Origin of the sequence: Streptomyces katrae, assembly GCF_002028425.1 — a bacterium.
In the GTDB taxonomy this organism is placed as follows: Bacteria; Actinomycetota; Actinomycetes; order Streptomycetales; family Streptomycetaceae; genus Streptomyces; species Streptomyces katrae_A.
Map to the genome: position 1 here is coordinate 1,261,781 of NZ_CP020042.1, position 20,891 is coordinate 1,282,671.

17 protein-coding genes are annotated in these 20,891 nt (G+C 72.8%); 7 read left to right on the top strand and 10 right to left on the bottom strand.

Annotation, left to right across the window (positions count from 1 at the left end; translation table 11 throughout):
* Nucleotides 1-14: 14 nt before the first annotated feature.
* The 6 genes from B4U46_RS05715 to B4U46_RS05740 form a co-directional block, all read right to left on the bottom strand.
* A complete protein-coding gene (locus tag B4U46_RS05715) occupies nucleotides 15-2,723 on the bottom strand; it encodes a lantibiotic dehydratase (protein WP_079424627.1) in 2,709 nt (902 codons plus the stop codon).
* A gap of 93 nt (nucleotides 2,724-2,816) precedes the next feature.
* Nucleotides 2,817-2,999, bottom strand: coding sequence for a thiazolylpeptide-type bacteriocin (locus tag B4U46_RS05720; RefSeq protein ID WP_079424628.1), 183 nt, complete (start codon nucleotides 2,997-2,999; stop codon nucleotides 2,817-2,819).
* A gap of 56 nt (nucleotides 3,000-3,055) precedes the next feature.
* Entirely contained in the window at nucleotides 3,056-3,244 is a 189-nt protein-coding gene (locus B4U46_RS05725; protein ID WP_079424630.1) for a thiazolylpeptide-type bacteriocin, read from the bottom strand.
* 394 nt (nucleotides 3,245-3,638) lie between these two features.
* Nucleotides 3,639-3,995, bottom strand: a complete 357-nt coding sequence (locus B4U46_RS05730) for a zinc ribbon domain-containing protein YjdM (RefSeq protein WP_079424631.1) — start codon at nucleotides 3,993-3,995, stop codon at nucleotides 3,639-3,641.
* A gap of 82 nt (nucleotides 3,996-4,077) precedes the next feature.
* Nucleotides 4,078-5,523 (bottom strand): glyceraldehyde-3-phosphate dehydrogenase, encoded by a 1,446-nt coding sequence (locus B4U46_RS05735; RefSeq protein WP_079424633.1) that lies wholly within the window; start codon nucleotides 5,521-5,523, stop codon nucleotides 4,078-4,080.
* A gap of 68 nt (nucleotides 5,524-5,591) precedes the next feature.
* Nucleotides 5,592-6,551, bottom strand: coding sequence for a LysR family transcriptional regulator (locus tag B4U46_RS05740; RefSeq protein WP_079424635.1), 960 nt, complete (start codon nucleotides 6,549-6,551; stop codon nucleotides 5,592-5,594).
* A 143-nt stretch (nucleotides 6,552-6,694) separates the two neighbouring features.
* Here B4U46_RS05740 and B4U46_RS05745 point away from each other — a divergent pair, with 143 nt between their 5' ends.
* The gene (locus B4U46_RS05745) at nucleotides 6,695-10,204 is read left to right on the top strand and encodes a M28 family peptidase (RefSeq protein ID WP_237292664.1); all 3,510 of its coding nucleotides are present in this window, start codon (nucleotides 6,695-6,697) and stop codon (nucleotides 10,202-10,204) included.
* 189 nt (nucleotides 10,205-10,393) lie between these two features.
* Nucleotides 10,394-10,849, top strand: a complete 456-nt coding sequence (locus B4U46_RS05750) for a GNAT family N-acetyltransferase (RefSeq protein ID WP_079424639.1) — start codon at nucleotides 10,394-10,396, stop codon at nucleotides 10,847-10,849.
* A gap of 10 nt (nucleotides 10,850-10,859) precedes the next feature.
* Here the strand turns inward: B4U46_RS05750 and B4U46_RS05755 are convergent, their stop codons facing one another.
* Nucleotides 10,860-11,135, bottom strand: a complete 276-nt coding sequence (locus B4U46_RS05755; RefSeq protein ID WP_079424641.1) for a hypothetical protein — start codon at nucleotides 11,133-11,135, stop codon at nucleotides 10,860-10,862.
* Between the two features lie 57 nt (nucleotides 11,136-11,192).
* On the bottom strand, nucleotides 11,193-12,179 hold the full coding sequence (locus B4U46_RS05760) for an alpha/beta fold hydrolase (protein WP_079424644.1): 987 nt from the start codon (nucleotides 12,177-12,179) through the stop codon (nucleotides 11,193-11,195).
* Nucleotides 12,180-12,551: 372 nt separating this feature from the next.
* Here B4U46_RS05760 and B4U46_RS05770 point away from each other — a divergent pair, with 372 nt between their 5' ends.
* The 3 genes from B4U46_RS05770 to B4U46_RS05780 all read left to right on the top strand — a co-directional run bounded on the left by B4U46_RS05770 (nucleotide 12,552) and on the right by B4U46_RS05780 (nucleotide 16,929).
* Complete coding sequence (locus B4U46_RS05770) at nucleotides 12,552-13,973, top strand: hypothetical protein (RefSeq protein ID WP_079424647.1); 1,422 nt, start codon at nucleotides 12,552-12,554, stop codon at nucleotides 13,971-13,973.
* Nucleotides 13,974-14,216: 243 nt separating this feature from the next.
* Nucleotides 14,217-16,220 (top strand): discoidin domain-containing protein, encoded by a 2,004-nt coding sequence (locus tag B4U46_RS05775; protein WP_237293282.1) that lies wholly within the window; start codon nucleotides 14,217-14,219, stop codon nucleotides 16,218-16,220.
* 88 nt (nucleotides 16,221-16,308) lie between these two features.
* Complete coding sequence (locus B4U46_RS05780) at nucleotides 16,309-16,929, top strand: TetR/AcrR family transcriptional regulator (protein WP_079424651.1); 621 nt, start codon at nucleotides 16,309-16,311, stop codon at nucleotides 16,927-16,929.
* 30 nt (nucleotides 16,930-16,959) lie between these two features.
* Here B4U46_RS05780 and B4U46_RS05785 read toward each other — a convergent pair whose 3' ends face one another.
* Entirely contained in the window at nucleotides 16,960-18,360 is a 1,401-nt protein-coding gene (locus B4U46_RS05785) for an NADP-dependent succinic semialdehyde dehydrogenase (protein ID WP_079424653.1), read from the bottom strand.
* A gap of 241 nt (nucleotides 18,361-18,601) precedes the next feature.
* Between B4U46_RS05785 and B4U46_RS05790 the strand changes: the two genes are divergently transcribed.
* Nucleotides 18,602-19,207 (top strand): hypothetical protein, encoded by a 606-nt coding sequence (locus tag B4U46_RS05790; RefSeq protein ID WP_079424655.1) that lies wholly within the window; start codon nucleotides 18,602-18,604, stop codon nucleotides 19,205-19,207.
* A gap of 434 nt (nucleotides 19,208-19,641) precedes the next feature.
* On the opposite strand, the gene B4U46_RS05795 is transcribed toward B4U46_RS05790, so the two are convergent.
* Entirely contained in the window at nucleotides 19,642-20,418 is a 777-nt protein-coding gene (locus B4U46_RS05795; protein WP_079424657.1) for a LysR family transcriptional regulator substrate-binding protein, read from the bottom strand.
* 57 nt (nucleotides 20,419-20,475) lie between these two features.
* Between B4U46_RS05795 and B4U46_RS05800 the strand changes: the two genes are divergently transcribed.
* The gene (locus B4U46_RS05800; protein ID WP_079424659.1) at nucleotides 20,476-20,880 is read left to right on the top strand and encodes a DUF5997 family protein; all 405 of its coding nucleotides are present in this window, start codon (nucleotides 20,476-20,478) and stop codon (nucleotides 20,878-20,880) included.
* The last annotated feature ends 11 nt before the right edge of the window (nucleotides 20,881-20,891 follow it).

Below are 20,891 nucleotides of genomic sequence, written 5' to 3' on the forward strand. Positions count from 1 at the left end.
CGTCCGGTGTCGGTTCATCGTTCGGCGGCCGCTCCGGGGCCGCCGCCCTGCCCGGTGCGGTAGACCTCCAGGACGAGTTCGACGGCGCGGGCCGGGGCGCTCTGGCCGCCGGGGGCGGGCAGGGCCTCTTCGAGGACGGCGCCGCCGCCGTGGCGGGAGAGCCATTTGGGCAGGCAGCGCAGGTGCAGGGCGTTGCCGAGGTCCACGAGGTGCGGTTTGGGGCGGCTGATCCCGGTCAGGAAGTCCTCGGCGGCCCGGCCGGTGGGGGCGGCTCCGGCGGGGTGCAGGAAGACCTGCTCGGGGAGGTCCAGGGCGGCGCGCCAGCGGGCGGCGGCCTGCGCCGGGACGGTGCCGTCGGCGGTGAGGTCGGCGCGGAGCCGTTCCACCGTCCCGGGCGGCAGCAGCCAGCGGCGGCGGCGGAGCACCAGGTCGCGGTGGCGCAGCCGGGGGAGGTGGGTGACGCGGCCGCCGCCGGGGGCGTGGCGGGTGCCGCGGGGGACGAGGGGGCCGAGGTCGACCATGCCGTGGGGCTGGTCGCTGAGGTGGGCGCCGAGGCGGCGCGGCAGCAGGACCGGGGCGAGGAAGCCGGGGTAGAGCACGTCGAGGAGTTCGCCGGTGTCGCGCAGCCGGATGCGTACCTGGTCGTCGGTCTCGTCGTGGACGAGTTCCAGGTCGGTTTCGCCGAGGGAGGCCCAGCGGCGGTCGGGGCCGATCTCGTCGGGGACGAGGAGGGGGTGGAGGTTGGCGTTGAACCCGCCGACGGGGCGGATCTGGGCGGCGCGGGCGCCGGGGCCGAGGGCGCGGCGGATCTGCCCGGAGACCGCGGCGGCGGCCGCGGGGTCCAGGGTGTCGAGGAAGCGGCTGGTGAAGCGGCCCCAGCCGCCGTAGACCTGGTTGACGCAGAGCAGGCCGTGGCGGGGGTCGCGCTGGAGGAAGTAGGCGTAGCTGAGCGGACGGGCGAGGGCCCAGGCGGGCAGCCGGTCGCCGAGGCCTTTGAGGAGGCCGGGGGGCAGGAGGACTTCGGGGGCGGTGGCCGGGTCTGCGTCGAGGGCGTCCCGGACGGCGGTGACGGCCTCGGCGCGCAGGTGGGCGAGGGCGCCGGTGCCGCTGGGGAGCGCGTCGGCGGGGTCGAGGGCGGAGAGGCCCCCGGCGGCCTCCCAGGCTTCGGCGATGTCGGGGCCGAACTCCCACGGGTCCGGGCAGCGGCCGCCGGTGCCGTAGCGGGCGACGAAGCGGTCGCGGACGACGCGGCGCAGCAGGTGGCCGAGGTCGAAGAGCTCGGCGAGCGCGGTGACCTCGCCGAGCGCCTCGTGGTCGGTGGGGGCGAGGAAGCCGTCGAGGTCGAGGGGGTGCGGGGCGACGACGTCCTCGGAGACCGGGCTGAGCGGCGCCGAGACGGCCGGGACGGGGCGGCCGGCGGCGGCCAGGGCCCGGGTCCAGCGCTGGGACAGGCCGGTCAGCAGGGCGGGGCGGGCGGCGGCGGGGGCACCGGCGAAGTCGGCGGTCGCCCGGGCGAGCCCGTCGAGGCGTGAGGCGTGGGCGGCGTCCTCGGCGGCCTCTTCGGCGGTGGTTCCGTCGAGGGAGCGCAGCCAGTCGGCGGTCCGGCCCAGCGGGTCGGTGTCCTGCGGCGGGACGGGGGCGGTGGGCACGAGCAGTCCGGCCTCCGCGAGCCGGCCGAGGAAGCCGGCCGCGGCGGCCGGGCCGTCGGCGCCGGCCGCGCCGGTCAGGGCGGCGGCGAGCAGGGCGGTGAGCTCGTCGAGGGGTACGGGGTGTGCGGCGTTCTCGGTGACGAGGGCCAGCGGGCCGGTGTACGGCAGCCGGGCCTCGTCCTGCGCGGCCACGAGGTAGCGGCCCCCGGCGAAGGCGGTCCGGTCGCGGGTGTAGGCCGCCTGCCCGTCGGTGAGGCGGGCGGTGCTGGTGATGCGGTGGGGCAGGGCGGCCCGGCGGTGCGGGGCGTCCAGCAGGGCGAGGACGAGGGCGGTGGTCAGGGTGCGGCTGGGCTGCACGGCCGCCCGCAGCGGGCCCTCGAACAGGAGTGCGGTGCCCCAGGAGGCGACCGTGCGGCCCGGGGCTGCGGGCAGGGGGCCCCAGCCGACGGCCGTGAACCAGGACAGGGGGCTGGTCTTGGTGCTGGCCCGCAGGGCGTAGCGCAGGACGGCGGGCTCCTCCTTGCGGGCCCTGCGGTCCTGGGCGCCGGTGGCCGCCCGTTCCACGGCCCGCAGCAGGTCGGCGCTGGTGAGGGCGACGGCCTTGGCGAGGGCGGGTTCACGGCACAGGGCGGTCAGGGCGCCGCGTTCGGCGGTCAGGGCCCTTTCGGCGGCGGGGGCCAGTGCGGCGAGGAGGGCGTCGCGGCGGGTGCGCAGGTCGAGCCAGTGGGCGAGCCGGGGGATCCGTGCGGGGAGGTCGCCGAGGCGTTCCAGCAGGGCGGGGCGGGGTTCGCGCCCGTTGTGCAGGGCGCGGCGCAGCGGGAGGACGATGTCGCGGTGGAGGGCGTCGGGGTGGCCGCCGCGGCTGTCGTGGAGGTCGTCGCAGAGGGCCGGGGCGGTCTCCAGCAGCTGCCGTTCGAGGTCGCGGAGCCGGGCGAGCCGGGTGCGGAATCCGGCGGCTTCGGCGGTGGGGGCGGGGTGGCTCAGTACGGTCGCGCGGACCAGCGCGTACGGCGCGGAGCACACCCGGTAGGCGTCGGTGCCGGTCCCGGCCGGCGTGCCGTGTGGCTGCTGCATGCTGGTCCCCGTCTGTGTGGGTGGGTGGCGCGCGGGCTTCCCGCCGCGCTCGGGGCGCGGCGGGAAGCTGTTCTGCGTCGTGGGACGGCGGGGTTACACGGGGGTCGGCTGGGCCGGCTGGGCGCAGGACGACGAGCCCTGGCAGGAGCAGGAGCCCCAGGAGGCCCCGCCCTCGGGCAGCGCGACCGTGTCCCGCATGGCGGTGACGGTCAGGTCGCCGAGGTCCAGGTCGAGGTCGTCGAGGGCGAAGTCGGGGGTGTGGTTGCCGGCGGTCATGGATGACTCCTCTGGTGGAAGGCCGGTGGTCCGGGTGTCCGGGGGGTGCGGGGCGGTCAGTCGAGCAGCGAGTCCATGACCGGCGGCTTGTTGCACGAGGAGGAGCCCTGGCAGGAGCAGGAGCCCCAGGAGGCCCCGCCCTCGGGCAGCGCGACCGTGTCCCGCATGGCGGTGACGGTCAGGTCGCCGAGGTCCAGGTCGAGGTCGTCGAAGCCGAATTCGGGGGTGCGCGCGGTGTCGGACACGTGTGTCTCCCTTGATGGAGGCGATAGCCGCATGTGCACGGAGCGGGATCCCGCGGGCAGGCGAAAGAAGGCAGGCCGCGGAAGGGAATGCCGGATGTGCTCGGATTTCGGCCCGGCCGGATATCGATCCCGTCCGGCTCTTTCTGTCGGCCGATCCGGAACTCAGGATCACCCGGGCGCTTGAAGGTCCGCTAGAGCCGAGATCCAGCCGCGCTTCCGGACCCGGACGGCCCCTGGCTCGTTTTCGTGGAAATCGGCGCCCCGCGGGGATCGGATCGAACCATTCAGGCCACTCCGGCCGAAAAGACAGCTGCGAAAACACCGCGGACACGACGACGCCCCCGTCCACCGGGGGGTGGACGGGGGCGGAAGTCGGTGGGATGTCAGTCGGAAATCAGCCTTTCCGCACCACGCTCGACTTCAGCTGCATGGAACCGAAGCCGTCGATCTTGCAGTCGATGTCGTGGCCGTCGACTCCGTCGACGAGGCGGATGTTGCGCACCTTGGTGCCGGCCTTGATGCCGGTGGGGTGGCCCTTGACCTTCAGGCCCTTCACGACGGTCACCGAGTCGCCGTCGGCGAGCACGTTGCCGACGGCGTCCTTGATCACCCGCTCCCCGGGGGACTCGCCGCCCCCGGCGGCGACGAGCGGCCACTCGTGCCCGCACTCGGGGCAGACGAGCAGGGCGCCCATCTCGTACGCGTACGCGCCGGAGCATTCGGGACAGGGGGGAAGTGCGTTGTCGTTCACCCTGCCAGTCTAGGGAACGCGGCGGTGCCCCGCCGACGGATGTCGACGGGGCACCGGAGCACGCTCTGCCTGGTCGGGCCGGTCAGGCGACCGGGACCGGGTAGGTCGGGTACTCGACGCCGGACACGTGCTGGACCACACGGATGACCTGGCAGGAGTAGCCGAACTCGTTGTCGTACCAGAGGTACAGGATCGCGTTGTCGCCGTCGACCTTGGTGGCGCCGGCGTCCACGATCGAGGCGTGGCGCGAGCCGACGAAGTCCATGGAGACGGCGTCGGGGGCGGTGGTGAAGTCGATCTGGCGCTTCAGCGGCGAGTGCAGGGAGACGCCGCGGAGGTACTCCAGGACCTCGTCGCGGGTGGTCTCACGGCCCAGGCGCAGGCTGAGGATGGCGATCGAGACGTCCGGGACGGGGACGCGGATCGAGCTGCCGGTGATCGGCGCCTTGAGGTCGGGCAGCGCCTTGGCGACGGCGGAGGCGGCGCCGGTCTCGGTGATGACCATGTTCAGCGGCGCGGAGCGGCCGCGGCGGTCGGCCTTGTGGTAGTTGTCCAGGAGGTTCTGGTCGTTGGTGAACGAGTGGACCGTCTCCACGTGGCCGCGCAGCACCCCGTACTCGTCGTCCATGGCCTTGAGCGGCGGGACGATGGCGTTGGTGGTGCAGGAGGCGCAGGACAGGATCTGCTCGTCCGGCTTGATCGTGTCGTGGTTGACGCCGTGCACGATATTCGGGACGTCGCCCTTGCCCGGGGCGGTCAGGACGACCTTGTCGATACCGGGGCGCAGGTGCTTGGACAGGCCCTCGCGGTCGCGCCACTTGCCGGTGTTGTCGATGAGGATGGCGTCCTTGATGCCGTACGCCGTGTAGTCGACCTCGGAGGGGTCGTTCGCGTAGATCACGCGGATCGCGTTGCCGTTGGCGATGATCGTGCTGTTCGCCTCGTCGACGGTGATCGTGCCCTGGAACTGGCCGTGGATCGAGTCGCGGCGCAGCAGGGAGGCGCGCTTGACCAGGTCGGCCTCGCCTCCACCGCGGACCACGATGGCGCGCAGGCGCAGGCCGTTGCCGGAGCCGGCCTTCTCGATGAGGAGGCGGGCGACGAGGCGGCCGATGCGGCCGAAGCCGTAGAGGACGACGTCGCGGCCGGAGGAGAGCTCCAGCTTGTTCTCGCCGGTGGCGCCGGCGACGGCCTCGGCGGTGAATTCGGCCACGGACAGCCCGCGGTCGTCGCTGCCGTAGTTGGCGGCGAGCATGCCGATGTCGATCTGCGACGGACCGAGATCGAGGGCGGCGAGAGCCTGCAGGAACGGCATGGTCTCGGTGACCGAGAGCTCCTCGCCGTCGATCTGCCGGGCGAACCGGTGGGTCTTGAGGATGCTGACCACCGACTTGTTCACCAGGGAGCGGCTGTGCAGCAGGATCGTTACATCCCGCTCGCGGTGCAGCTTCCCGATGATCGGGATCATCGACTCCGCGATCTCCTCGCGGGTCTTCCAGTTGCTGAACGAGTCCTCGTTGACAGTCACAGAGTTATCTTTCGAGCTAGGCGGCGCTCATATGGTAACCCGACCGGAATCCGCCTCTTCGGCAGGGGTCAGCCGAGGGTCGGGTGCGCTTCCGGGTGGGCGTCCCACCATGTCCGGTGGAAGGCGTTGTTGTCCACGTTCGCCAGATACGCCTCGACCGCCGCACGGTGCAGCAGATCCCCCTGGTGCGCGGAGACCGACGCCCGGTTCCAGGCCAGCCGGATCCGCCCGGTGACCGGGGTCCCCGCCAGGGGCCGCATCACGGTGCCCGGCACGGCGGGGGCGGTGGGCTGGCTCAGCGAGATCGCCCGGCCCGCCGCGATCAGGTCGTGCTGCATCTTCCGGTCGGTGATCCGGTAGCGCAGCGAGGGGGTGAAGCCCGCTTCGGCGCAGGCCTCGATCAGGGCCTCGGGGCCGCCGTCGTCGTCCTGGACGAGGGTCATCCACTGCTCGCCCGCCAGGTCGGCCAGCTCCAGCCGGCTGCGGGAGGCCAGGGGGTGCCGGGCCGACATCCGGATGCAGAACGGCTCCCGGGGCACGACGGTGCGCGCCCGGACGCCACCGGGCAGCGGGACCTCGTAGTCGTTGACCTCGCCGTAGACGATGGCGTCGTACCGCCCGGCGCCGAGCATCCGCACGAGGGCGGTCACCGAGTTCTCCAGGTCCACGGCCACCTCCCGCCCGGCCAGGGCCAGGTCGGTGCGTGCGAGGAGCCCGTCCAGCAGGACGAGCAGGATGCAGCCGAGCCGCAGGGGCACGTCCGCCGACAGTGCCCGGGCCTCGGCGCCCAGGGCGTCCATCTCGCCGAGCACCCGGCGGGCCTTGGCGAGGACGAAGTGGCCCAGCGGGGTGGGCTCCACCCCGCTGCGGCCGCGTACGAACAGCTCGCCGCCCGTGACCCGCTCGATCCTGCGCAGCTGCGCGGAGAGCGCCGGCTGGGAGACCCCGAGCCGGCGCGCCGCCGCGCCCAGGCTGCCTGCCTCCGCTATCCGGCAGACGGCTTGCAGGTGCCTCAACTCCAGCTGCATCCCGGCAGCTTACGAATCGTGACCGCGCGGCACCATAACCCGCGCCTTATGCCCGCAGGGATGTCCCAATCTCGCCATGTCCACGCCCATACTCGGCGACGGCGTACAGCCAGCCACCCCCCACACACGATCGGAGTGGACTCGTGCAGCCCACCAGATGGACGGCGTCCGTGGCGGCCTTCGCGCTGACCGCGAGCCTCGCCGGCGCTCTGGCCGGCACCGCGTCGGCCGCGCAGCAGCCAGATCCCGTACCGCCCCGCCCCTCCCGGGCCGACCGGGCCGTGGCCGCCGCCGATGCGGCCGTGCGCAGCGGCCTGGACGGCCTGGTCAACCAGCCGCAGCAGCAGTACGACCGCAGGCTGGTCACCCCCTGGGTGCAGGACCTGTACTCGGTCGCGTACGAGCGCAGCTACCGGGGCCTGCCGGTCGTCGGCGGCGACGCGGTGGTCCTCGCGGACGGGGAGGGCAAGGTCCGCGCCCTCCAGTCGGCCTCCTCGACCGTGATCGACGTGTCGGTCACGCCGACGGTCACCGCCAAGGCCGCCGAGTCCTCCTCCCGGGCCGAGCTGGCGAGGGTGGACAAGGTCGAGAGCAGCCGCCTGGTCGTCCGGCTCAAGGACGACAGGCCGGTCCTGGCCTGGGAGACGGTCCTGACGGGATCGGCCAAGTCGGCGCCCAGCCGGATGCACGTCTACGTGGACGCCCGGACCGGCAAGGTCGTCGACCGCTGGGACGAGGTCGTCGCGGGCACCGGCAACAGCAAGTGGAACGGACCCAACCCGCTGACGGTCGACACCACCGCGTCCGGCGGCACCTACTCCCTGCGCGACCCGAACCGCCCGGGCCTGAGCTGCCAGGACTACAGCACCGGCACCGTCTTCTCGAAGTCCTCGGACTCCTGGGGCACCGGCAACCCGACCTCCAAGGAGACCGGGTGCACGGACCTGATGTTCGCCGCACAGAAGCAGTGGGACATGCTCCGCCAGTGGCTCGGCCGCAACGGCGTCGACGGCAACGGCCGCAGCTTCCCGGGCAAGGTCGGACTGAACGACCTCAACGCGTACTGGGACGGCGGCTCCGTCACCATCGGCCACAACAGCGCCAACGAGTGGATCGCCGGCATCGACGTGGTGGGCCACGAGTACGGGCACGCCATCGACACCAACACCCCCGGCGGCACCAGCGGCCAGGAGGCCGGGCTGGGCGAGGGCACCGGGGACATCTTCGGCGCCCTGACCGAGGCGTACGCCAACGAGCCCGCCCCGTACGACACTCCCGACTACACCGTCGGCGAGATGATCAACCTCCAGGGCCGCGGCCCGATCCGGAACATGTACAACCCCTCGGCGGTCAACAACGACCCGTCCTGCTACAGCTCCTCCATACCGAGCACCGAGGTGCACGCGGCCGCGGGGCCCCTGAACCACTGGTTCTACCTGCTGGCCGAGGGCAGCAGCCCCGGCGGCGGCAAGCCGAGCAGCAGCACCTGCAACCAGTCCACGGTGACCGGCGTGGGCGTCCAGAACGCCGGCAAGATCTTCTACGGCGGCATGCTGCTCAAGACCAGCAGCATGTCGTACAAGAAGTACCGGACGGCGACGCTGAGTTCCGCGAAAACCCTCGACGCGAGCTGCGACCTGTTCAACAAGACCAAGGCCGCCTGGGACGCCATCAGCGTGCCCGCCCAGTCCGGCGACCCGGCCTGCACCCCCAGCGGACAGGGTGACTTCTCGCTCACCCTCAACCCGGCCTCGGGCAGCGTGCAGCAGGGCGCCTCGGTGACCACCACCGTGGCCACCAGCACCACCACCGGCCAGGCCCAGCAGGTGACCCTCTCCGCGAGCGGCCTGCCCGCCGGGGTCACCGCCTCCTTCAGCCCGGCCACCGTGCAGTCCGGCCAGTCCTCCACCCTGACCCTGACCGCGAGCTCCACCACGGCCCCCGGCCCGGCCACGGTCACCGTCAAGGGCCAGGGCGCCTCCCTCGCGCACACCGCCGACTACGCCCTGACCGTCGGCGGCGGCCAGGGCGACCCCACCACCCCGCCGGACATCAGCGCGGCCAACGTCCAGGCCCACCTGAACCAGCTGGGCACCATCGCCACGCAGAACGGCGGCAACCGCCGCGCCGGCAGCGGCGGCCACACCCAGTCCCTCGCGTACATCAAGGGCAAGCTCCAGGCCGCCGGCTACACCGTCACCGAGCAGAACTGCACCTCCTGCACCTACCCGTCGAACAACCTGATCGCCGACTGGCCGGGCGGCCCCGAAGACCAGACCGTGATGTTCGGCGCCCACCTCGACAGCGTCTCCGCCGGCCCGGGCATCAACGACAACGGCTCCGGCTCCGCGACCCTGCTGGAGAACGCGCTGGTCCTGGCCCAGAAGAACCCCACCATGACCAAGCACGTGCGCTTCGCCTGGTGGACCGACGAGGAACAGGGCCTCAACGGCTCGAAGTTCTACGTGGGCCAGCTCGGCAGCGCCCAGCGCGCCGCCATCAAGGGCTACTACAACTTCGACATGGTCGGCTCGCCCAACGGCGGCTACTTCATCAACAACCTGAACTCCACCACGGCCGCGCCCCTGAAGGCGTACTGGACCTCGCTGAACCTCGCCCCCGAGGAGAACACCGAGGGCCAGGGCCGCAGTGACGACTACTCCTTCCAGCAGGCGGGCATCCCCACCTCCGGCTACGCGGCCGGCGCCAGCGCCCGCAAGACCTCCGCGCAGGCCGCGAAGTGGGGCGGCACCGCGAACGCCGCCTACGACTCCTGCTACCACAGCTCCTGCGACACACCGAGCAACATCAGCGCCACGACCCTGGACCGCAGTGCCGACGGGGTCGCCTACGCCATCTGGAAGCAGGCCGTCGGCAACGGCACCCCCGCCTCCGACTTCTCCGTCGCCACCTCCCCCGCCGCCGGCACCGCCGCCCCGGGCTCCAGCGTCACCGCGACGGTGAACACCGCCACCGTCAGCGGCAGCCCCCAGAACCTCGCCCTGACGGTCTCGGGCGCCCCGGCCGGCGTCACCGCCACCGTCAGCCCGTCCTCCGTGCAGTCCGGGCAGTCCGCCACCCTCACCGTCCAGGTCGCCGCGGGCACCGCGCCCGGCACGGCCACCCTGACCGTGACCGGCACCGGCACCACCACCCACAGCACCACGTACACCCTGACGGTCAGCGGGGGCGGCGGCTCCTGCACCCCCGCCCAGGTCGTCGCCAACGGCGGCTTCGAGAACGGCGCGAGCCCCTGGAGCGCCACCTCCGGGGTCATCACCAACCAGGCCGGAGAGGCCCCGCACGCCGGCGCCTACATGGCGTGGCTGAACGGCTGGGGCTCCCCGCGCACCGACAGCGCCTCGCAGTCCCTGGCCCTCCCGGCCGGCTGCTCCTCGGCCCGCCTCGCCTTCTACCTGCACATCGACACCGACGAGACCGAGAGCACCGCCTACGACACGTTCACCGTCTCGGTGGGCGGCCAGACCCTGGAGACCCTGTCCAACGTGGACGCGGGCTCCGGGTACACGCTCAAGAGCTATGACGTCTCCCCGTTCGCCGGGCAGACCGTCACCCTGCTGTTCCAGGGGGTGGAGGACCAGTCCCTCCAGACCTCCTTCGTGGTCGACGACGTCACCCTCCAGGTGAGCTGACCGACCCCGCAGTGCCCTCCAGGGGCCCGGTCCGGCACCCCGCCGGACCGGGCCTCCGCCGCGTCCGCCCCTGTCCACGGCGTAGGGGAGCACGCCCGGCTTTGGACACGGTGGAGCATCCCGGGCCGCGGGACGCTCCGGCAGGATCCGCAGGAGACGACCCGGCCCCCATCCCAGGAGACACCGCACATGTCCGATATCTCGGTCCGCGCCGCACAGCCCGGGGACTTCGCCCAGTGGCGCGTCCTCTACCGGGGCTACGCCGACTTCTACGGGGTGGAGCAGACCGAGGAGGCCGCCGCGACGGTGTGGGCCTGGATCAACGACCCCGCGCACGAGACCGGCGCCCTGGTCGCCGAGGACGCCGGGGGCCGGCTGGTCGGCCTCGCCCACTACCGCCCGTTCGCCCGTCCGCTGTCCGCGACGACCGGCTGCTTCCTCGACGACCTGTTCGTGGCCCCCGAAGACCGCGGCTGCGGCGCGGCCGACCTGCTGCTCGGCGCCCTGCGCGAGCTCGCGGCGGAGCGCGGCTGGAGCGTCGTACGGTGGATCACCGCCGACGACAACCACCGGGCCCGGGCCAAGTACGACCAGGTGGCCACCCGGACCATGTGGGTCACCTACGACATGGCCCCCGGCCGCTGACCCCTCCCGCTCACCCCTCCCCGGCGGCGTCCGCGCAGGCGGGGCAGACCCGGTCCGCGTACGCCTCGGGGTACCACGGCAAGCCGGGGTGCTCGGCGGGCCGCCAGGAGGCCGTCTCCATGGCGAAGGTGTCCCGGCCGCAGAGGGTCCTCGGGCCGCGCACGTCGTGCCGGCCCGGAGCGGTCGACGCCGCGTGCACCCGCAGGACGTCCCCGGGGGCGGGCTCCCCGGCGGGGTGCGCGGGGCCCGTCCGGTCGTATTCGTACACCACGACGGTCTCGCTCATACCTCCGACGATAGGCGGGCGGGCCGCACCCCGCCGGGCGGCCGGGAACCGCGCCGGTCAGCGGCAGGAGCCCGCCGCCAGCTCCAGCTCGTCCGCCCACACCGCCGCGTCCCGGGGGCCCACGTGCGGGGCGGCCAGGGAGCGCACCCGGAAGCGGTTGCGCGGCGTGGCCGCGTCCGCTTCGCGGATCATCAGGTCCTGGAGCGCGAGCGGGATCGCGCGGTCCTGAGTGAACCGCAGGAACGTGCGCGGCACCCGCCCCCACTTCTCCGGCAGCCCCCGGGAGTCGGCCGTCCCGATCGCCGCCGACTCGTCGGGCTCCAGGGTGGCGATCAGGGCCCGGACGGCGGCGTCGGGCCAGTCCGCGGCGAGGGCCTCCTTGGCCGCCGCGAAGAACGCGGGATCGCCGGAACGCCAGTTGGCCCGGTTGACGCCCAGTCCGGGCGGCGTCTCGACCCGGTCCAGCCGGAGCAGGGCGCTGGTGGAGCCCTCGGGGGTGGACATCAGCTGCGCGGCGGAGGTGTGCCCGGTCGCGCAGAACGCGGAGGCGTACACCAGGTGGGAGATCAGCTCGGGCACCCGGTTGGCGACCGCGTTGAGGGTCACCCCGCCCATGCTCTGGCCGACCAGGACCACGGCCCCGAGGCGGGAGGCGCGCCGTACGACGCCCACCACGTGCTCGGCGAAGTCGTCCAGCGTCACCTTCCCGAGCGGCGAGGGCTCGGTGCGCAGCGCCTCCAGGTCCTGCGGGGTCTGGTAGGAGACCGGGTAGTAGGCGCCGCGCCCGTGCCCGGGCAGGTCGACGGCGACCGCCTTGTGCCCGCGCAGGGCCAGCTCGGCGACGACGGGTGCCCACCCGTAGGAGTTGCCGCCGGCCCCGTGCACGAGCACGAACACGGGCGCCGCGCACCGCCGCTCGTCGGCCCGCGCGACGGACCCTCCAACCCCCACGGCGGCAACCGCCCCCGCCCCGGCCACGGCCGCCTTCAGCACCCCGCGCCGGGACCGCGTTCCGGAACTACTGGTGTCTTCACATTCGTTCATGCGGCGACTCTAGGCGGGGGCTCCCGGGCCGCCGGACGATTCCGGACACCACTCACGGGGCCGCGTCAGACGACGGCCTCTCCATCGCGCTCGCCTCCGACACATGTCCACAATCCGGTCGAGGAGTCGTACTCGACCTTTCCCCCGGTCGCCTTACACGTGGCCGTGTCCACATCGGCCTGTGCGGCGGGGACGCCGACGCCGAGAACGGCGAACAGCACGGCGGCAATCAGTCCGAGAACCCGTCTGCGCATGGGAACCTCCCGAAAGAACGAGGCAGGGGTCAGCACCAGTTTCGCCCCGCCCCTGGCCGGATCGCATCTGCTGTCGCCTCCGGGGGCGCTCACCCGGATACGACAGCAGACTGGTGTCATGGCGAACACACCCGTGGTAGCCGTGGGAGGGCCGGATGCGTTCGGGTGGCGGAAGGTCACCATCGACGACAAGCCCGTCGGAAAGGTCCGCAGCTCCAAGGGACTGCGGAAGCTGTTGCACCGTTCCGGCATCCCCTTCGAACCCGACATCCGCTGGCACGGCGGGGACGGTACCGTGTGGCCGGACCACTCCTGCCAGAGACGGGTCTACGGCCTCCTGATGGCGATCGGCCTCCTGGCAACCGCATATGTATTCGTCAGGATCGGCATATCGGACACCTTCGCGGCTCTGGACTATCTCGGGCGCATGACCGGATTCATCTTCCTCCTCATGGCCGTGATCGAAGTGGTGGCCGCGGCGGCCACATTCGACTACTGGGGCAAACGGGAGATCCGGTATTCGGGGACGGTCATCCTGATCGGAGCCGCGGCTTCCCTCATCGCCAGCGCCGTCCTGCTCTTCATGCAGCTCAAGTTCGGGCATTACACGCATTGGCTGTTGCTGTGGTACGCCCTCGTCCCGTGGTCCCTCTGGACCTTGTCGGTGCTCGTCCGCAGCCGGGCGTGGAAGGGCCTGCCCAATCCCAGGCGGATCGCGATCGGAGTGGTCATTTCCACACTCCTAGCATTCGCCAACCTCGCATACACCCATGTCTACGTCCCCGCCACGACGGCTCCGCTGATCGAGATCACAGCAGTCTTCGGCACGCCGAGCCTCAACGAGGAGCGGACGAAGCTTTTCGTTCCGTTCCATCTCCAGGTGAAGAACTCCGGCCAGATACCCGTGTACGTCCTGGGCAGCATCTACTGGGTCTACGGCAAGCCCGTCAGTGCGAAGCCGAAGGACGCCGAAAAACAGGCGGTGATCAGCTCGGACGAATTCATCCAGCCGTCGGGCAGGCCCTTGAATCCGGGGGAGGACTGGGCGGGGGACGAGGTCGCCGTGATCAACAGACCGGCCGAGACCCCGTTCGAGACCATCAGGATCGAAACCGAGGCGTGGGTGGCCCGGAAGGACAGGATGGCCATCAACAATGACTACGTGACCTTGCGGAAGGGGTGGTCGAGGCTCCGGACGGAGATGAAGGACCAGGACCCCCCGGGGCCGGAACCGCCTTACTACAGATATCAGGGCGATGTCGCGAACAGCAACGAGATCCTCAACATGACCCGCGGCCGGCAGCGCATCACCCTCTGGCACACGACGAACCAGGCCCACCCGTACCTCTTCGTGGAGCTGGGACCGCCCGACGAGAACAAGCCGTTCACTCCCAACAGCAACGCGAAGGTGCAGGGGGACCGTGGCAGGTACGGGCTCAGCCCGGTGCACGGCTCCGTGACCCAGAAGCCCTTGGCGGAACTCCGGGAAAAGGCGCTGGCGCTGGCGGAGCACCGGGCGGGCGCGGGCTCCGCTCCCTGACCGGCGCACGGCATCCGACGGGCCATCAGGTCAAGCGTCCCGGACTCTTGACTCCTTACGCGCCAGTAGCGATTCTCATGCCCACCATTGTGCCGGGCATGACAATTCATGCCTCGGTCCGACCGCGCTCTCCGCCGACCGAAGGCATGAGTGATCACCTTGACCCCTCACCCTCCACCGCGTCCGCGCCGCCGCCGCGGGCGCCCCTTCGCCTTGCTCTCCCTCCTCCTCGCCGTGATCGCCATGGCGCTCGCCCCCGCGCCCAGCTCCGCCGCCGACTCCGCCTCGGATCCCGGCTGGTGGAACCCCACCGCCCGGCCGCAGCCGGACTCCGGCATCAACGTGACCGGTGAGCCCTTCAAGGGCACCGGCCCCGACGGCAAGGTCCGCGGCTTCGTCGACGCGCACGACCACCTGATGTCCAACGAGGGCTTCGGCGGCCGGCTCATCTGCGGCAAGCCCTTCTCCGAACTCGGCGTCGCCGACGCCCTCAAGGACTGCCCCGAGCACTACCCCGACGGCACCCTCGCCGTCTTCGACTTCATCACCAAGGGCGGCGACGGCAAGCACGACCCCGTCGGCTGGCCCACGTTCAAGGACTGGCCCGCCCACGACTCGCTGACCCACCAGCAGAACTACTACGCCTGGGTCGAGCGGGCCTGGCGCGGCGGCCAGCGGGTCCTCGTCAACGACCTCGTCACCAACGGGGTGATCTGCTCGGTCTACTTCTTCAAGGACCGCGGCTGCGACGAGATGACCGCCATCCGCCTCGAAGCCCAGAAGACGTACGACATGCAGGCGTTCGTCGACAAGATGTACGGCGGCCCCGGAAAAGGCTGGTTCCGGATCGTCACCAGCTCCGACCAGGCCCGCGAGGTGATCAAGCAGGGCAAGCTGGCCGTCGTGATGGGCGTGGAGACCTCCGAGCCCTTCGGCTGCAAGCAGGTCCTCGACGTCGCGCAGTGCTCCAAGGAGGACATCGACCGGGGCCTGGACGAGCTGTACAAGCTGGGCGTGCGCAGCATGTTCCTGTGTCACAAGTTCGACAACGCCCTGTGCGGGGTGCGCTTCGACGAGGGCGCCCTGGGCACGGCGATCAACGTCGGCCAGTTCCTGTCGACCGGAACCTTCTGGCAGACCGAGCAGTGCACGGGCCCGCAGAAGGACAACCCGATCGGCCTCGCGCCCGCTCCCGCGGCGCAGAAGGAGCTCCCGGCGGGCGTGGCGGTGCCCTCGTACTCCGCGGACGCCCGGTGCAACACCCGCGGGCTCACCGCACTCGGCGAGTACGCCGTGCGCGGCATGATGAAGCGGAAGATGATGCTCGAGGTCGACCACATGAGCGTCAAGGCCGCGGGCCGGGCCTTCGACATCCTGGAGTCCGAGTCGTACCCGGGCGTGATCTCCTCGCACAGCTGGATGGACCTCGGCTGGACCGAACGCCTCTACAAGCTGGGCGGTTTCGCCGCCCAGTACATGAACGGCTCGGAGGCCTTCAGCGCGGAGGCCAAGCGCACGGACGCGCTCCGCGAGAAGTACCACGTCGGCTACGGCTACGGCACCGACATGAACGGCGTCGGCGGCTGGCCCGGCCCGCGCGGGGCCGGCACCCCCAACCCGGTGAAGTACCCCTTCCGCAGCACCGACGGCGGCTCGGTCATCGACCGGCAGACCGCCGGGCAGCGCACCTGGGACCTCAACACCGACGGCGCCGCCCACTACGGGCTGGTCCCCGACTGGATCGAGGACATCCGGCTGGTCGGCGGCCAGGACGTGGTGGACGACCTGTTCAGGGGCGCCGAGTCCTACCTCACCACCTGGGGCGCCTCCGAGAAGCACCAGGGCAGCGTCAACCTCGCCACCGGGTCCGCCGCCTCGGCGTCCACCTCGCAGTGGTGGAACCCCTTCGTGGACTACTCCCCCGCCCGCGCCGTGGACGGCGACTCCGGCACCCGCTGGGCCAGCGAGTGGAACGACGGCCAGTGGCTGCGCATCGACCTCGGCTCCACGCACCGCATCGGCCGGGTCACCCTCGACTGGGAGGCCGCGTACGCGAAGGCCTACCGGATCGAGACGTCCACGGACGGCTCGAACTGGCAGCCGGTCTGGTCCACGACCGACGGCGACGGCGGCCTGGACACCGCCCGGTTCGACGCGGTGACGGCCCGCTACCTCAGGGTCCAGGGGGTCCAGCGCGGCACCCAGTGGGGCTACTCCCTGCACGAGGTCGGCGTCTTCAGCAGCTGACCCGCGCCCGAAGCCGAGGGCCGGCCGGACCGGGTGGACCGGTCCGGCCGGCCCCGGCCGCTCCCCCCAGCCGCGAAAGAGGGACCCGATGCCGCGGATGCCGTCGGCCGACCGGCGCAGACAGCTGACCGAGGCGGCGATCCGCGCGATGACCCGCGACGGGGCCGCCCGCACCACGACCCGTTCCATCGCCGCCGAGGCGGGCGTCTCGCTGAGCGTCGTCCACTACTGCTTCGACTCCAAGGCGGAGCTGCTCGAAGCCGTCATCGAGGCGATCACCGCCCACAGCGTCGCGCTCGTACGGGAGGCGATCCGCCGCAGGCCCACCCTGCACGAGACCGTCCGGGCCGGCTTCCAGGCGTACTGGGACCACGTGTGCGCCCAGCCCGGCGAACACATGCTGACCTACGAGCTCACCCAGTACGCCCTGCGGCGCCCCGGGCTGGAGCACCTGGCACACCGCCAGTACACGAGGTACCAGGAGACGTACGAGGAACTCATCGTCCAACTGAGCGGTGCCATGGGGCTCGTTCCGCGCCTGCCGGTGCCGGTCCTGGCCCGCTACCTGGCCGCCATGACCGACGGGCTGACGCTCAGCGCCCTGGCGCTCGGCGAGACGCGCACCCCGCACGACCCGGCCCGCGCCCGCGCCGGCGCACCCGTCCTCGACCTGATGACCGACCAGGTGACCGCCCTGCTCGGCCGCTGACGCGGCGGCCTCCCGCGGGCGGGCGGCGGGTCAGGCCGGGTCCGCCGCCTGCCAGACGGTGGTGATGTTGCAGAACTCCCGGATGCCGTGCCCGGACAGCTCCCGCCCGTAGCCCGAGCGCTTGACGCCGCCGAAGGGCAGGGCGGGGTGGGAGGCCGTCATGCCGTTGACGAAGATGCCGCCCGCCTCCAGCTCCTGGACGAACCGGTCCAGGTCGGCGTCGTCCCGGGTCCACACGTTCGAACTCAGCCCGAACGGTGTGTGGTTGGCCCGCTCCACGGCCTCGTCCAGGCTGCCCACCCGGTACAGGGTGGCGACCGGCCCGAAGGTCTCCTCCAGGTCGATCCGCATCGCCGGGGTGACGTCGGCCAGCACGGTGGGCTCGTAGAACCAGCCGTCGGGGTGCTCCGGCGGCCGCCGCCCCCCGCACAGGACCGTGGCCCCTTGCCGGACGGCGTCGTCGACCAGCTCCTCCACGTCGGCGCGGCCGCTCTCGGTAGCCAGCGGGCCGACGTCCGTGGACTCCTGCATCGGGTCGCCGACGGTCAGGGCCGCCATGCCCTCCGTGAAGAGGCGGGCGAACTCCTCGTAGACGTCGGTGTGGACGATGAACCGCTTGGCGGCGATGCAGGACTGGCCGTTGTTCTGCACGCGCGCGGTCACGGCGGTCTTCGCGGCGCGGGCGATGTCGGCGGAGGGCATCACGATGTACGGGTCGCTGCCGCCCAGCTCCAGGACGGTCTTCTTCACCTCGTCCCCGGCGACCGAGGCCACCGCCCGTCCGGCCGGCTCGCTGCCGGTCAGGGTGGCCGCGGCCACCCTGGGGTCGCGCAGGATGCCCTCGACGGGGCCCGAGCCGATCAGGAGGGTCTGGAAGCAGCCCTCCGGGAAGCCGGCCCGCCGGAAGAGGTCCCCCAGGTAGAGGGCCGTCTGGGGGACGTTGGAGGAGTGCTTCAGCAGGCCCACGTTGCCGGCCATGAGCGCGGGCGCGGCGAACCGCACGACCTGCCAGAGGGGGAAGTTCCACGGCATGACCGCGAGCACCACGCCGAGCGGCCGGTAGCGCACCCGGACGGCCGAGGCCCCCGCGTCGCGGACGTCGGAGTCGGCGGGGCGTTCGTCGGCGAGGAGGCCCTCCGCGTGGGCGGCGTACCAGCGCATGGCCTTGACGCACTTGGCCGCCTCGGCGCGGGCGGCGGCGAGCGGCTTGCCCATTTCGATGGTCATGGTGCGGGCGATGTCCTCGCCCTCGGCCTCGAGGAGGCCGGCCGCGCGGTTCAGCAGGGCGGAGCGTTCGGCGAAGGTGGTGCGGCGGTAGGTGACGGCGGTGCGCGCGGCCTCGTCCAGGCAGCGTTCGATGCCGTCGGCGTCGAGCGCGTCGAAGGTGCGCAGGGTCCGGCCTGTCGTGGGGTTGACGGTGGCGATGGGCATGGTCCGACCTTCCTGGGAGGGAGCCGCCCCACCGACCCTGCCCGCCCCGTCGCGTCGGCGCAACGCGAGGACCGGCCGTCCCCGCCCCGGGGGGCCCGGGGCGGGGACGCCGACCGGGAGCGGGTGGTGCGTTCCCCCGCCGGCACGCTTGCCCGCCGGGTCCGCCGCGGTCGCACAATGGGATCGGGAGACCCGGGGGACCCGGAGGATCCGGTCGAGCCGGGCGGGAGGCGGACGGGCCGTGGACGAGCGGGCGCAGGACGAGCCGGAGCGCCGCCGCGCGTGGGCCCGGGAGCTGGTGGCGGGGCTCACCGCCGCCGAGGACCTCGACCGGGCCCTGGCCGCCGTACTCGACCCGGAACCGGACCTGTCGGCGGAGAACGACGCCCGCCGCGCCCGCGCCGTGCACGCGGCCGCACTGGGCCTGGGCCCGGCGGGCTGCGCCGCGGCGGCGGGGATCCCGGAGGCGCTGTTCGCCGGGTGGCGGGCCCAGGATCCCGCCTTCGAGGCCGCGCTCGCGGCGGCGACGGCCCTGGCCGCGGCGCACCGGGGCCCGGAACGGGGGCGGATCGGCGGGCTCGGGCTGCGGCTGTTCCTGCAGGCCGTGGCCCGGGGCGCGCACACCGGCAGCGCCGCGTCGAGCGTGGGCCTGCGCTCCGACCAGCTGCTGCGGCTGCGCCGGGCGAACCCGCTGGTGGCCGCCCTCGTGGACGCGGCCGTCCAGCAGGCGAGGGGCCTGCGCGGCGGCGAACGCCGGCCGAAGCGCACCCCCGCCTACCGCCTGGTCACCCTCCGCGACCCGGGCCCCCGCCCGGCCGCAACGGAGGGACCGGAGGAACCAGTTTGACCGCGACGGCCGGACCGGACGGGACGGAAGGTGCCCGCCCGTACGAGCCCGCGCGCCCAGAAGGCGCCCCGGGAGCTACACGCGGCGGAACGGGCCAGGTCGTGCGGGCCGGCGCGGCCAGAAGGCGGCCCGGGAGCTACGCGGGACGGGACATGCCCGGTCGGGCGGCCCGACGCGGCCAGAAGGCGGGCCGGCAGCTACACGCGGCGGGACGGGAGCCCCGCCGTGCGGGCCCGCGCGCCCAGAAGGCGCCCCGGGAGCTACACGTGGCGGTGTGTGCCCGGTCGGGCGGAACGGAGCGCCCGCAAGGCGGCCCGGCGGCGGCTCGGGGCCCCGCCCGTACGAGCCCGCGCGCCCAGAAGGTGCCCGGGGAGCTACACGCGGCGGAACGGGCCCCCTCGCACGCGCGGGCGCGGCCGAAGGCGGTCCCGGGGCTACGGGCGGCGGCGGGGCTTGCCTCGCTTGGGGGTGGACGCGCCGCCGCGGGCATTCGGCTTGCCCCCGGACTTCGCCGCCGGCTTGCCGGCCGTCCGCGGCTTGCCGCCGGTCTTCTTCGCCGCCGCGGCCTTGCGGTCCTGCTTGGGCTGCGGCTGCGCGGACTGGCGGCCGCGCGAGCTGTTGACCGTGCGGCCCCGGACGATCCCGATGAAGTCCTCGACCATGTCGGTGGTCTTCTCCTCCGGCCAGGACAGCGCGACCCGCGAGGCGGGGGCGTCCGTGACCGGCCGGTAGGTGAGGTCCTTGCGGTGGTGCAGCCGGGCGAGGGACTGCGGGACGACGAGCACGCCGATACCGGCCGCCACCAGCTCGATCGCGTCCGCCGTGGTGGCGGGCCGCTCGAACGCCGGCTTGCCGGGCAGGGCCTCCCAGCCGAGGACGTCGTCCAGGGGGTGGAGCACGATCTCGTCGGCCAGGTCCTCGGTCGACACCTCGTCCACGGCGGCCACGACGTGGTCCTTGGGGACCACCACCACGGTGGTCTCGGTGTAGAGCGGGATCGCGCTGAGGTCCGTGCCGTCCACCGGCAGCCGGACGAACCCGGCGTCGGCGTCACCGGCGCGCAGCGCGGCGAACGCCTCGGCGGCGCCGACGCCGACGAGGGTCAGCGGGATGTCGGGCAGCCGCTCGTTCCAGATCCGCACCCACTTGGTGGGCGTCACTCCCGGGACATAGGCGAGCCGGAACGAAGGGGATGCATCCGAGCCTGTCACCCCGCAAGGTTACCGGTCGTGGTCGGAGCCCGCGCACATGCTCGATACCCTTGGAGCATGACGTCGCACCAGAGCACCCAGACGATGAAGCCCGCGACCGCGGCGAAGAAGCTGGGTGTGTACCTCGAGGCCACCCCCGCAGAGTTCCAGGAGGGTGTCGTCTCGCGCACCGAGCTGAACGCACTCCAGGCCGAGCCGCCCGCCTGGCTGGTGGAGCTGCGGCGCAACGGTCCGCACCCGCGCCCGGTCGTCGCCTCGAAGCTCGGCGTCTCCATCGCCGGTCTCGCCCGCGGCGGGGTCACCGAGGCGCTCACCACCGAGCAGATCGAGGCCCTGAAGCAGGACAACCCGGAGTGGCTGCAGAAGGAGCGCGCCACCCAGGCCGAGGTCCGCAAGGAGGCCGTCCGCATCAAGGAGAAGCAGGCGGAGAAGGCGCAGAAGGACGCGGAGAAGCGTTCCTGAACCCCTCCCCC